This window comes from Myxococcus sp. CA023, from assembly GCF_010998615.1.
In the GTDB taxonomy this organism is placed as follows: domain Bacteria; phylum Myxococcota; class Myxococcia; order Myxococcales; family Myxococcaceae; genus Myxococcus.
Map to the genome: position 1 here is coordinate 52,880 of NZ_JAAEAH010000041.1, position 12,208 is coordinate 65,087.

Annotated in this window: 11 protein-coding genes; 3 read left to right on the forward strand and 8 right to left on the reverse strand. The window is 69.4% G+C overall.

The window, feature by feature from the left end; translation table 11 throughout:
* Window positions 1–182: 182 nt before the first annotated feature.
* From F8M74_RS19190 to F8M74_RS19210, 5 genes are all read right to left on the reverse strand, one after another.
* Window positions 183–1,916 carry a hypothetical protein gene (locus tag F8M74_RS19190; RefSeq protein ID WP_141256070.1) on the reverse strand — a complete coding sequence of 578 codons (1,734 nt, stop codon included), beginning with the start codon at window positions 1,914–1,916 and terminating at the stop codon, window positions 183–185.
* Between the two features lie 10 nt (window positions 1,917–1,926).
* On the reverse strand, window positions 1,927–2,529 hold the full coding sequence (locus F8M74_RS19195) for a hypothetical protein (RefSeq protein WP_141256072.1): 603 nt from the start codon (window positions 2,527–2,529) through the stop codon (window positions 1,927–1,929).
* Window positions 2,530–2,544: 15 nt separating this feature from the next.
* Window positions 2,545–2,928, reverse strand: a complete 384-nt coding sequence (locus tag F8M74_RS19200; RefSeq protein WP_141256074.1) for a hypothetical protein — start codon at window positions 2,926–2,928, stop codon at window positions 2,545–2,547.
* A gap of 81 nt (window positions 2,929–3,009) precedes the next feature.
* The gene (locus tag F8M74_RS19205; protein ID WP_141256076.1) at window positions 3,010–3,510 is read right to left on the reverse strand and encodes a hypothetical protein; all 501 of its coding nucleotides are present in this window, start codon (window positions 3,508–3,510) and stop codon (window positions 3,010–3,012) included.
* Between the two features lie 274 nt (window positions 3,511–3,784).
* Window positions 3,785–4,219, reverse strand: a complete 435-nt coding sequence (locus tag F8M74_RS19210; protein ID WP_141256078.1) for a hypothetical protein — start codon at window positions 4,217–4,219, stop codon at window positions 3,785–3,787.
* Between the two features lie 338 nt (window positions 4,220–4,557).
* Between F8M74_RS19210 and F8M74_RS19215 the strand changes: the two genes are divergently transcribed.
* Both F8M74_RS19215 and F8M74_RS19220 read left to right on the forward strand, forming a co-directional pair.
* Window positions 4,558–6,030, forward strand: a complete 1,473-nt coding sequence (locus F8M74_RS19215; protein WP_141256080.1) for a hypothetical protein — start codon at window positions 4,558–4,560, stop codon at window positions 6,028–6,030.
* Between the two features lie 57 nt (window positions 6,031–6,087).
* Window positions 6,088–7,242: a lytic polysaccharide monooxygenase gene (locus F8M74_RS19220; protein WP_141256082.1), complete on the forward strand. Its 1,155-nt coding sequence runs from the start codon at window positions 6,088–6,090 to the stop codon at window positions 7,240–7,242.
* Window positions 7,243–7,346: 104 nt separating this feature from the next.
* Here F8M74_RS19220 and F8M74_RS19225 read toward each other — a convergent pair whose 3' ends face one another.
* On the reverse strand, window positions 7,347–8,639 hold the full coding sequence (locus F8M74_RS19225; protein ID WP_228560488.1) for a hypothetical protein: 1,293 nt from the start codon (window positions 8,637–8,639) through the stop codon (window positions 7,347–7,349).
* A 333-nt stretch (window positions 8,640–8,972) separates the two neighbouring features.
* Entirely contained in the window at window positions 8,973–10,244 is a 1,272-nt protein-coding gene (locus tag F8M74_RS19230) for a hypothetical protein (protein ID WP_228560486.1), read from the reverse strand.
* A 173-nt stretch (window positions 10,245–10,417) separates the two neighbouring features.
* On the opposite strand from F8M74_RS19230, the gene F8M74_RS19235 reads away from it, so the two are divergent.
* Entirely contained in the window at window positions 10,418–10,588 is a 171-nt protein-coding gene (locus F8M74_RS19235; protein WP_153881050.1) for a hypothetical protein, read from the forward strand.
* Window positions 10,589–10,713: 125 nt separating this feature from the next.
* On the opposite strand, the gene F8M74_RS19240 is transcribed toward F8M74_RS19235, so the two are convergent.
* A complete protein-coding gene (locus F8M74_RS19240; RefSeq protein WP_216620346.1) occupies window positions 10,714–12,003 on the reverse strand; it encodes a hypothetical protein in 1,290 nt (429 codons plus the stop codon).
* Window positions 12,004–12,208: the final 205 nt, after the last annotated feature.

Sequence of the window (12,208 nt, forward strand, 5' to 3'; positions counted from 1 at the left end):
GGGCCCGTCAAGCGGCGGGAGACGCCAGCGCGGCTGGTGGACGCCCGCACGGCGAGGACTTCCAGCGGGTGACAGTCAACCCGCGACGCGCGGGCAATGAGCCCCGTGGACGGGGCGCACGCTTGATGGGGCGCCTGACGGACCGCGAACAGGCGGCAGCCCCCGTGCCATTCGGGCACCGCTCAGCAGGACACCGTCCCATGCGCGGCAAGGGCCGGAGCCCCGGTCTCCCGCAGGGCGAGGAGCTCCGGCGGGCGCACGAGCCGCAGCAGACGCCCCCGCCCGGCGATGGAGGCCCGAGCGCGGCGAAGCTCCGGCTGATGCGGGTCCGCGTCACGCCAGCAGTCGAGGAACGCGGTGAAGTCCTCCACCGCGGAGTCCCAAGCGCCGAGCGCCACCTGGGACTCCGCGGACAGCAGTCGCAAGTGCCCGCACCCAGGCCGCTCCGCCACCAGCGTCTTCGCCAGCCCCACCGCCTTGTCCACGCGTTCAGTGCGCAGACGCAGCCGGACCAGTGCCTCGCGCGCGGGCCGGGAGAAGGCCGCGGGCCCTGCAGCCCGAAGCCGCCGCTCCAGCCGCCACGCACGTGTCAGCGTGGCCTCGGCGCGGCCCACCTCGCCCCTGCGAACCTCCAGCGCGCCACGCAGCTCCTGAGCGGCCACCTCCACCACCCGCGCCACATCTCGTGGACACAGAGCCAGGTCCTCCGAGCGGCAAGCCTCCGCGAGGAGCGCATGCTGCGCATCCAGTGAATTGCATGCCCGCTCCACATCGCCCAGCCGCGCGGCCTCGAGCAGGCTGAGTCCTCTCGTGTACTGGCGCATCCCGTCCCGCAGCGCCCGCTCCGCCGGGCTGGCCGTATCAGACAGCTCCATGGGCACGTCCGCCGCCGCACGCCAGAAGCCGAAGCGCAGGTGCGCGGACACCATCGTGGCGGCGGCGAACAGCAGCGCCTGGTCGTCGCCTCCAGCACCTTCCACCCGCTGCCGCAGGCGACGGGCCCACGCCTGGGACTCGCCGTACTGGCCCGCTTCGGCGCAGCCCTGGCTGAGCAGCCGCATGGCCGCCTCGGCACTCGGCGCGTCGGCGGTGTGCAGTCCTTCCTCGGCCAGGTACGCATCATCCGCGGCCACAGTGGCCTCCAGCACGCGCTGGGCCTCCGCCACCAGCCCGACCCGCTGAAGCAGGCGCCCCGCGGAGAGCAGCGCGGGGCCGGCACGAGGCGCCAGCGTCACCAAGCGGTGAGCACTGTCACGGGCAGCCTCGGGCCGGCCGCTGTTCAGCATGGCCTGCACCCATGCATGGTGGACGCCCGCGTGGTCCGGGTGTGAGCGCAGCAGTTCGCGCAGCAGGGCCTGCGCATACGGCTGCCCCTGCCCGGGCCGGCCATCCGGCTCGTAGCCGTCCAGGAGGAAGCCCGCGAGCAGCAGCCGCGCGTCGGCGTCCTCGGGATAGCGGTCGATGAGACACTCCATGTCACGCACGAAGGCGTGGCGCCCATTGGCCGGCCCCTTCTCCGCCAGCAGACTGCCCGCGACGATGTAGCGCTGCTCGCGGTCCGTGGTGCCCTCGCTCAGGGCCAGCGCGCGGCCCATGGCCTCCGCGCGGGCGGTGGCGAAGCGGGCACCGGAGCCTCGCGTGAGGGCGAGCCCCCACCAGGCCATGGCCAGCGACGGATCCTCGCGCGTGGCCTGCGCGAAGGCGCGGCGGGCCTCACCGCCCCACCCCAGGTGCAACAGCCGCAGTCCCTGATCGAACCAGGCCTGGGCCTGGGGCCATGCAGTGGTGACGCCCAGGTGTGCGTTACCCAGGCCCTCGCGCAGGAGCGGCGTGGGGAGCGCGTCATCCGCGACATCCTCCCACGGCGCGCGGGCATGGACGGAAGGTTCATCGGCTCGGAGCAGTCGCGCCAACATGATGGCCTCCTCAGGCCCCGGCGACCGGGGCGGTGCAGACGTTGAATCCAGAATCCAGGGAACGAAGGCGGGAAGCGAAGCGCCGCCACGCCGAGGCCAGTCCGTCCGCCTCGACGGGAGCCGCTTTGCGGCGTGCCCCGAAGCACTCACGGCGCCAGGACGGCCCCATCTCGGAGGCAATCCAGTCCTCGTGCTCGGCCAGCCACCCCGCCAGCGAGGCGAGCCCCGCGCGCAGCGCCCGCCGCTCATGCCCCGTGGTCGGCAAGCGCGCCGGGCCCAGTTCCTCCGCGCGAAACGGCAAACGGCCCGGCACCCCCTCCAGCAGGACGGGTGCGAAGCCCGCCCGAGGGACGAAGATGGCTTCGCCGCACTCACACAGCGCGCCGAAGCCCCACAGCGCCAGGCGCCCACCATCCCGAAGACCCACCGTGTAGGGGCTCTGTCCCTCCGCGCCTTCGGGGCGCGCGTGGCGCACGAGTCCTCGTCGAACGAGGAGGTTTCCCTCCGGGCAGAGGACATCCCGCCCGAGGCACCACATGGAGACGTCGAACAGCCGGTCTCCATCGCGTCGCAGCTCACAGGGAAGCACGGTGGACATGGCATTGCCGGACATGGGCGCGCGCTCCTCTCAGCTCGCGGACTTCTTCGCCGTGGCGCCGCGGCGCACGGGGCTGGCGCCAAAGAGCGCGGGCGCGTTCACCGGGCTTCCGCCCTGCTTGCCCAGCACCGCGTTGACGGCGCGCACCAGCTTCCCGCGCACGCTGGCCGTCAGTGGCAGGTCTCCCAGCGCGGCCTGGAGCTGCTGGGCGCTGATGCCCCGGCCGCTCGTCGGCTTGCCGATGGACAGCGACTCGTAGCTTTTGCCCTGCGTGTCCTTGTCACGGCGACGGGCGCTCCGCTTCTTCAAGAGGGTGCGGCCCTCGGAGCCGTAGGACTCGAGCTGGCGCGACAGGCGGAGGAGCTTCTCGGAGGGGATGTTCTTGTCCGTCAGGAACTGCTGGAAGGAACCCATGGTCTTCTCTCTTCGGGGAACGAGGGGCCGGAACTGGAGCACCGGCCCCCGGATGAACGGGCCAGGGGCCCGGGAACAGCGTCAGTGCTCGTGGCCGTGGCCGCCGTGCGACTCCTCGACGAGGACGCCGACAGTCGCGACGGACGTGGGGCCGAAGGTCAGGTAGTGCGTGCCCACCGTGAGAGGCACGACGTGGCGGCCCTTGATGTCGGTGCAGCCCCTCGAACTGCTGGTGCTCTCCTCGATGTCCACCGCCTCACCGCTGGCGGTGGTGATGGAAAGGGGCACGTCCGCGTTGGTGTAGATGACGTAGTCGGCGGCCTCGCTCGCGGCGAACAACACGAAGCCCGAATTCCCGTCCGGGCCACTCATCAGGGTGATGTCGTAGCGACGGTGGTCCGCGTGAATCTCGGAGGGCGGGTTGTTGGTGCCTGGCCAGGCGAAGACAGAAGTGGCAGGCCCATTCTGGAGGTGCTCGCACGCCTCGGCGTCGACGCCCTCTTCTTCGGGATGGTCGTCGCCGCAGCCGGCGGAGACGAGCGCGGTGGTCAGCAGGAACGCGGCAAGGAGCTTCTTCGTCATGGTGCTACTCCACGGGATTGGACTGCGGGTGTGCCACGCCCGCGCGCCAGCAACGGACACCGCCAGGACATGGAGGGGCCGCCACGGGTGCGTGGGAATGGAAGGAGCGTGCGCGGAGCACGAAACACAGGCGCCGTGAGACAGCTCAGCCGGCGTGGGCGCAAAGCCGCAATGACTCACAGCCCGCGCGGAGCGGACGGAGTCTGTCTGACTTTAGCGGACGGGCAACCTCACACGGCGCAACAGGCCGCCTGAGCGAGCAAACTCCCGGGCCTCACGCGCGCGGCGGAGACGCCTTGGGAGCCAGGTACAGACGGGCGACGGGCTCCGCGTGGAAGCGGAACACCGCCAGCGCGGGCTCGGAGCGAGCGGGCGCGACCAGGAGGGACGGCGTGTCCTGCTGCGGAGGCGGAGCCTCCCGCCGGAAGAAGGCGTGGACACAGTGGGCGTCGGAGCCGTGGGAGTCCGCCTCCGTGCTCTTGGAGGCGAGCCGCACGTCGTCGAAGGACGCCTCGACGTGACCGGCGACGTGGGCGTCACCAGCCTCCACGTGCATCACCTCACCATGCTCCAGGCACGTGGCGTGCTGGACCAGGGCGAAGTGCATCACGCTCCCCATGTACGCCAGCACGCACACGAGCGCGAACGGCAGCGCCAGCCGGCGCGACCGGACGGAACTCACGGGCTGGTGATAGGTGGAGCGGCTCACGTCAGGGCATTCCCGGTCGAACGGCGTCTGCGGTTGTAAGCCAGACAGGCCGTTCACGCAAGCCAGACTGTCTCACGCAACATTCGCCAGGAAACATCCCCCCGGCGAACAAGCAACAGCAACCCAGCAACAAAAGCAACCAGAGAGCCCTGTCCAGCGCCGCTGTCCGGGTGTGCCCCGGAGAGGCCGGTCCCAGGCCCGGCGGGCGGCCAAAAGCCACCGAGGGGGGGGTCCTGTTCCGACGGGAGGCACCGGGCCCGTGGACCGGTGGACCCGTCCAGGCGTAGGGTGCGCGCCGCCCGGAAGACGCCCGGGCGTACCATCGAGGTCACGACTTCGTGCAAGAGTTCATCGACGCGCTCCGGAGCCAGGCACGCCACATCGCACCCGACCTGGCGCGAATCGCCTACCAGCGGGGCCTCGCCGTCACGCGACCGGACGGGACCACCCACCCCATCCCCATCACCGCCACGCCCGTGGTGCTGGACGCCGCGGAGATTCGCCGCCGCTCGGAGCTGTCCGCCCGCCTGTCCTCCGCCACGGTGAAGATGGCGCAGGCGCAGCTCCAGGGCGCGGACGCGGAGTCCCTGCTGGGCGCCCTCTCCCCTCTCGAGCGCGTGCTCGCCGAGCGCACCTGGCGCCAGTCCACCCGGCTGGCCACCACGCGCGTGGACTACTTCGTCGCGGGCGGCACGCCGTGGGCGTTGGAGGTCAACGCCACCATCCCCGCCATGCAGGGGTACTCCGACATCGCGGCCCGCACCTTCATCGAGGTGGTGGGCCGCTACTTCCGCTATCCGGAGAAGTCCCTGCACGCCCTGCTGTCGCTCAACGGCAGCAACGCGCTGGCGTTGTACCGGGCGCTGCTGGACGGCTACGCGGCCGAGCGCAACGGCCGGATGCCGGACACGGTGGCCCTGCTGTGCCGCCGCAACGACGCCCAAATCACGGAGCTGCGCTGGCTGTGCGAGCGCTTCCGCGAGTTCGGCGCGGACGCGGACCTGGTCCATCCGGACGAGGTGTCCGGTGACGACGCCTTCGTGGCCCACGGCAAGAAGTACGACCTGGTGTACCGGCACCTCTTCGTCCGGCGCCTGGAGGAGTCCCCCTCCCCCTGGGTCGAGGACTTCCTGGGCACCGTGCCCGGCAAGAAGGCGGTGTTCCTCAATCCCCCCGCCTCGCAGGTGGAGGTGAAGCTGACTTTCGCCCGCCTGTCGCAGGCCCTGGCCGAGCCCGCACTGGCGGAAGCCGCGCGACTCACCGGCGAGGAGTTGGAGGCGGTGCGCGCGTCCGTGCCGTGGACGCGAACGTTCCAACCCGGCCCGACGCAGGGCCCCGACGGCGAACGCGTGGAGGACCTGGTGGCCCTGGTCGCCGCGACGCCGGCGCGCTTCGTGCTCAAGCGGGCCTGGGACTATGGCGGCCGAGCCGTCTTCCTGGGCCGCTCCGCGGGCACCGTCCCCTACACGGAGCGGGTGCAGGCGGCCTATGGCGCGCCGATGACGTGGGCGGAGCTGTGCGCGCGAACGGCGGCGGACACGGCCGGCGGAGGCTTCGTGGTGCAAGAGGTGGTGGACTCGCCGACTGAGGAGCACCTGCTCTGCGAGCCCAACGGCACCGTGCGGCCCACGTCCTTCTTCGTGGACTACTCCGCCTATGCCTCCGTGGGCCTGGCGCGGCAGCCCGCGTGGGGCGGTGTGTGCCGCGGGTCCATGTCGGAAATCGTCAACATCGTCGGCGGTGGCGGGGTGTTGCCGCTCATCACCTCTGAAGTCGCCTCCAAGCTCCTGATGGCGTGGAAGGCCTTCTAGGCCGTTGACCCGATTTCAGGGGCCGCGCCCTCCCTCCTCACACCACAGGAGGAAGGGATGACCTCAGCAGTGCAGCGGTGTCTCGGCGCGTCGCTCGCCGTCGTGTCCATGTTGTGCGCCAGCGTGGCCCTGGCGCACGGCTCCATGGAAGTACCTCTCAGCCGCGTCTACAGCTGCTTCAAGGAAGGGCCGGAGACGCCGAAGTCCGACGCGTGCAAGGCGCTCATCCAGGCCGGTGGCACGCAGGCGCTCTACGACTGGAATGGCGTGCGGCAGGGCAACGCCAACGACAGGCACCGCGACATCATTCCAGACGGAAAGCTCTGCAGCGCCGCGAATGAAAGCCACCGGGGCCTGGACCTCGCGCGCATGGACTGGCCCTCCACGCTCATCACCCCGGACACCCAGGGCCGCTTCGAGTTCGTCTTCCACGCGACCGCCGTGCACGCCACCGGCTACTTCCGCCTCTACGTCACGCGCGAGGGCTACAACCCGGCGCTCCCGCTCAAGTGGTCGGACCTGGAAGCGAATCCCTTCTGCTCCATCACCCACGTCTCCGCCCAGAACAACCGCTACCGGCTCAACTGCCCCTTCCCTCAAGGGAAGACGGGCGCGCATGTCATCTACGGCATATGGCAGCGCTCGGACAGCCCGGAGGCCTTCTACGCCTGCACCGATGTGAAGTTCAGCAACACCCCGCCGCCGCCCTCGTCGTGGAAGGAGCTGGGCCAGGTGCAGGCGCGTGAAGACCTGCCCGCGGGGAGTTCGGTGACGCTGCGCGTGTTCGACGCGCAGGGCGCTGACGCCGAATCCCATGTGCATCCCCTGGCCACGGCCACGCCGGCGGCCCAGTGGATTCATGCGCTGGCGCAGCGGGTGAACGGCGCGTCCAGCCGCGTGCAGGTGGGCGTGCTCGACGCTTCGGGACGCGTGAATCCCGTGAAGGACGCGCTGGGCAACCGCGTCTACGCGCGTGAGACAGGCTACACCTTCCAGGTCGACATCATGAAGCCGCCGCCGGGTGGCGGTGGCGAGCCTGTCTACCCGTCTGGGATTGAGGGCTATGCCGCGGGCACCGTGGTGCGGGGCACCGACGGGCTGCGCTATCGTTGCAAGCCCTTCCCCTACTCTGGCTGGTGCAAGGGCTCCGCGCTGCATTACGCGCCGGGCACGGGCTTGAACTGGCAGGACGCGTGGGAGCGCATTCCCTAGAGCCCGCGCGGGACCTGGGCCGGCGTGCAGGCGCCGGCCCATGCCCTTGAGAAACGCCGCCTCGCCCGCGGACCACCACCGGCGAGGCGTGTTCCATCAACGCATCAGCGCTGGCGCGTGAGCGGCAGGGCGGGCACGTCCTTCACCTGCGCCTGGTGCGTCACCCGCGTGCCCAGGATGAAGTGCGGTTCGAGGGGATCGAACGTCTCCTGGCCCGAGTAGACAACGAAGAACTTGCCGCCCCCATAGGCGACATCCGGCAGGTACTCCTGTGGCAGGTCCCCGGTGGAGATAGGGAAGCCCGAGGGGTCCCACACGTCCCCGTTCTCGCCCCACCGCGCACCCCAGACGGCGTGCGGGCCGTCGCGCCTGTCGTCCCAGACGACCAGGGACTTGTCGTTGTGGTGGGCAAGACGCGGTTCGGCCTGCGCGCCCGCGGCGGTGGAGATGGGGATGCCGTCGGGGTCCTTCACCATGCCTGTCTTGCTTACGCGCGCGCCGAAGATGTCCGGGTTCCCATTCCGCTCATCGGTCCAGACCACCTGGTAGTTCTTGTGCGTCCACTCCACGTCAGGCGTCGTCTGGGCGCCCTCCGCCTGGGAGATGGGGAAGCCGGTGCCGTCGAGGATGGTGCCGTCCTCCTTCACCCTGTTGCCGTAGATGTCCGCGTTCTCCGGGCCTTGGCCGTGCTCGTCGGACCAGACGACCAGGAACTCCTTCGTCTTGTTGTTCCAGGTCGGAGACGCGTCATTCGCGAAGTTGGGGAAGGCGCTGAGCGTCTGGTCGGCCGTATCGAGGACGACGCCATCCTTCGTCACCCGCGTGAAGTAGATGACCCTCTCGTCGTCACCGGAGATGGTGTACGTCACCAGGCAGATTTTCGGGGAGCAGGCGACTCGCACCGGGCCGAAGGATTCGTCCGTCGAGATGACGTTGAACACCGGGCCCACCACGGTGCCGTCGGGCTTCACGCGCACAGCGTCGACACCATTCAGGCTCTCCCAGACGACGAAGAAGTGCGTCCCGTTGAAACCGATGCCGGGCCGGAATCCTTCGACATCTCCGATGTTGATGCGGATGTCATCCTTGTCGAGCACGGTGCCATCCGGCTTCACCCGAGTGCCGTAGATGCCGCCGGTTCGCACGTCGGTCCAGACAGCGAGGAACTTGCCCCCACCGTACTCAACCGCTGGCAAGAAGCGCGCCAGCGGGGCGGGCTTGGCGTACCCCCGGCTTTCCTCAAGCACGTTCTCGGCGCTCATTTGCGCCTCGGCCTCCGACTCCGTCGTCACGTCCTCCACGCCGCCCAGCTCTTCCTGTTCCGGCGCCACCCCGCAGCCGACCAGCATGGACCCGAACACCAGCCCGGCAATGCCAGCCTTCACTTCCCGCTTCATGTGCAGCCTCCCCTTCGCGAACAGCGGCGCAAAGCTGGGGACCTACACGCCCGTCACCAGCCACCCGTGGGGCGCAGTTCGGATAAGGAGGTGGACAGGAGCATCGAGCCGCCGCCCCTGCCATCGCCCCAATGCGCTTCGGGGAGAGCATCTCCAACCCCGCCCTCCGCAGCGTGTACGACTCCGCCCGGATGACGTCGTTGGAGAACCGCGAGCTCGGCATGAACCACTGAGCCTACGCGCAAGGCCCGGGCCGGCGTGCATGCGCCGGCCCGGGCATCTGGGGAACGCCGCCTCGCACGCGGCGAGGCCCTCTCCCTCAACGGCTCAGCGCTAGCGCGTGAGCGGCAAGGCGGGCACGTCCTTCACCTGCGCCTGGTGCGTCACCCGCGTGCCCACGATGTAATGCGGCTCGAAGGGGTCGTAGACGGACTGGGCGGCGTAGACGGTGAAGAACTTGTCAGCCCCGTAGGCGACGTCCGGCAGGTACTGCTCTGGCAGGCCGTTGCTTGAAATGGGGAAGCCCGAGCCGTCCCACACGTCCCCATCCTCGTCCCACCGCGCGCCCCAGATGCGGTGCGGGCCGTCGCGCGTATCGTCCCAGACGACCAGGGACTTGTTGTTGTGGTGGGCGATGCGCGGAACGGTCTGCGCGCCCGCGGCGGTGGAGATGGGGATGCCGTCGGGGTCCTTCACCATGCCTGTCTTGCTCACGCGCGTGCCGTAGATGTCCGGGTTCCCATTCCGGTCATCGGACCAGACCACCTGGTAGTTCTTGTGCGTCCACTCCACGTCAGGCGACGACTGGGCGCCCTCCGCCTCGGAGATGGGGAAGCCGTTGCCGTCGAGGATGGTGCCGTCCTCCTTCACCCTGTTGCCGTAGATGTCCGCGTTCTCCGGGCCCTCGCCGTGCTCGTCGGACCAGACGACCAAGAACTCCTTCTTGCTGTTGTTCCAGGTCGACGACGCGTCATATGCGAAGGTGGCGGAGGCGCTGAGCGTCCGGTCGGCCGTTGAGAGGACGACGCCCTCCTTCGTCACCCGCGTGAAGTAGATGACCGAGAAGTCACCGGAGATGGTGTACGTCACCAGGCAGATTTTCGGAGAGCAGGCGACTCGCACCGGGCCGAAGGCCTCGCCCGTCTGGATGGCGCGGAACACCGGGCCCACCACGGTGCCATCCGGCTTCACGCGCACGCCGTCGACACCGTCCCGGGACTCCCAAACGACGAAAAAGTACTCCCCATTGAAAGCGATGGCCGGCCGCACTCCATTCTCATCTCCGATGTTGATGCGGATGCCCGCGGTGTCGAGCACGGTGCCGTCGGGCTTCACCCGGGTGCCGTAGATGCCGCCGGTCCGCACGTCGGTCCAGACCGCGAAGTACTTGCCGTCGCCGTACGCGACCGCGGGCCCGTAGAGCGCCACCGCCACGGGCGTGGAGGAGCCACGGTTTGCATCGAGCCCGGTCTCGGCGCTCGCTGGCGCCTCCGCCGTCACGTCCTCCACGCCGCCCAGTTCTCCTTGTTCCGGCGCCACCCCACAGCCGACCAGCATGGACCCGAACACCAGCCCGGCAATGCCGGCATTCACTTCCCGCTTCATGTGCAGCCTCCCCTTCGCGAACAACGGCGCAAAGCTGGGGACCTACACGCACGTCACCAGCCTCCCGTGGGGTGCAGTCCGGATAAGGCGGTGGACAGGAGCATCGAGCCGCCGCCCCTGCGCGCGCGATGCCGGACTCCGGGGCTCAGGGCCTTCGAACAAACGACGGCGGCTTGGCACGGGGCGCCTGGACGTCTACCAACAGCCCTTCGCCCAGGTCGACACTGCACTACGCGCCAGGCACGGGCCTGACAGAGGCCATCTCCAACCCCGCCCTCCGAAGCGTGTACGACTCCGCGCGGCTGACGTCGCTGGAGAACCGCGCGCTCGGCCTGAACAACTGAGCGCGCCGCCCAGGCCGGCGTGGATGCGCCGGCCCAAGTCCCTGAGACGAGTCGCCTCGCACGCGGACCGAAGGCAGCGGTCCGCGTGGTGGTCGGCCAGCGGAGCTGGCCTCTCCTTCAACAACTCAGCGCTGGAGCGTGAGCGGCAGGGCGGGCACGTCCTTCACCTGCGCCTGGTGGGTCACCCGCGTGCCCAGGATGAAGTGCGGTTCGAAGGGCTCGAACGTCTCCTGGCCCGAGTAGACAACGAAGAACTTTCCGCCCCCATAGGCGACATCCGGCAGGTACTCCTGTGGCAGGTCCCCGGTGGAGATAGGGAAGCCCGAGGGGTCCCGCACGTCCCCGTTCTCGCCCCACCGCGCACCCCAGACGCGGTGCGGGCCGTCGCGCGTGTCGTCCCAGACGACCAGGGACTTGTCGTTGTGGTGGGCAAGACGCGGTTCGGCCTGCGCGCCCTCTGCGGTGGAGATGGGGATGCCGTCGGGGTCCTTCACCATGCCTGTCTTGCTTACGCGCGCGCCGAAGATGTCCGGGTTCCCATTCCGGTCATCGGTCCAGACCACCTGGTAGTTCTTGTGCGTCCACTCCACGTCAGGCGTCGTCTGGGCGCCCTCCGCCTGGGAGATGGGGAAGCCGTCGCCATCGAGGATGGTACCGTCCTCCCTCACCCTGTTGCCGTAGATGTCTGCGTTCTCCGGGCCCTCGCCGTGCTCGTCGGACCAGACGACCAGGAACTCCTTCGTCTTGTTGTTCCAGGTCGGCGACGCGTCATTCGCGAAGGTGTCTGAGGCGCTGAGCGACTCGTCGGCCGTATCGAGGACGACGCCATCCTTCGTCACCCGCGTGAAGAAGATGTTCGAGAAGTCACCGGAGACGGTGTACGTCACCAGGCAGATTTTCGGGGAGCAGGCGACTCGCGCCGGACCGACCGTTTCGCCAGACTGCTTGACGTTGAACACCGGGCCCACCACGGTGCCGTCCGGCTTCACGCGCACAGCGTCGATACCATCCACGCTCTCCCAGACGACGAAGAAGTGCGTCCCGTTGAAGGCGATGCCGGGCCGGAATCCTTCGACGTCTCCGATGTTGATGCGGATGCCCTCCTTGTCGAGCACGGTGCCATCCGGCTTCACCCGGGTGCCGTAGATGCCGCCGGTCCGCACGTCGGTCCAGACAGCGAGGAACTTGCCCCCACCGAACGCGACCGCCGGCCCGAATCTCGCCAGCGCAGCGGGCCTGGCTCTGCTCTGGTGTTCCTCGAGCCCGGTCTCGGCGCTCATTTGCGCCTCTGCCTCCGACTCCGCCGTCACGTCCTCCACGCCGCCCAGTTCTTCTTGTTCCGGCGCCACCCCGCAGCCAACCAGCATGGACCCGAACACCAGCCCGGCGATGCCAGCCTTCACTTCCCGCCTCATGTGCAGCCTCCCCTTCGCGAACACTGGACCAAAGCTGGGGACCTACACGCTCGTCACCAGCCACCCGTGGGGTGCAGTCCGAATAAGGCGGTGGACAGGAGCATCGAGCCGCCGCCCCTGCGCGCGCGATGCCGGACTCCAGGGCTCAGGGCCTTCGAACAAACGACGGCGGCTTGGCACGGATACGCAGGGCCGGTGGCGTGCG

Coding starts and splice junctions, on each gene's coding strand:
- F8M74_RS19190 (WP_141256070.1), bottom strand. CDS start 1,916: ATGTTGGCGCGACTGCTCCGAGCCGATGAACCTTCCGTCCATGCCCGC.
- F8M74_RS19195 (WP_141256072.1), bottom strand. CDS start 2,529: ATGTCCGGCAATGCCATGTCCACCGTGCTTCCCTGTGAGCTGCGACGC.
- F8M74_RS19200 (WP_141256074.1), bottom strand. CDS start 2,928: ATGGGTTCCTTCCAGCAGTTCCTGACGGACAAGAACATCCCCTCCGAG.
- F8M74_RS19205 (WP_141256076.1), bottom strand. CDS start 3,510: ATGACGAAGAAGCTCCTTGCCGCGTTCCTGCTGACCACCGCGCTCGTC.
- F8M74_RS19220 (WP_141256082.1), top strand. CDS start 6,088: ATGACCTCAGCAGTGCAGCGGTGTCTCGGCGCGTCGCTCGCCGTCGTG.
- F8M74_RS19225 (WP_228560488.1), bottom strand. CDS start 8,639: ATGAAGCGGGAAGTGAAGGCTGGCATTGCCGGGCTGGTGTTCGGGTCC.
- F8M74_RS19230 (WP_228560486.1), bottom strand. CDS start 10,244: ATGAAGCGGGAAGTGAATGCCGGCATTGCCGGGCTGGTGTTCGGGTCC.
- F8M74_RS19240 (WP_216620346.1), bottom strand. CDS start 12,003: ATGAGGCGGGAAGTGAAGGCTGGCATCGCCGGGCTGGTGTTCGGGTCC.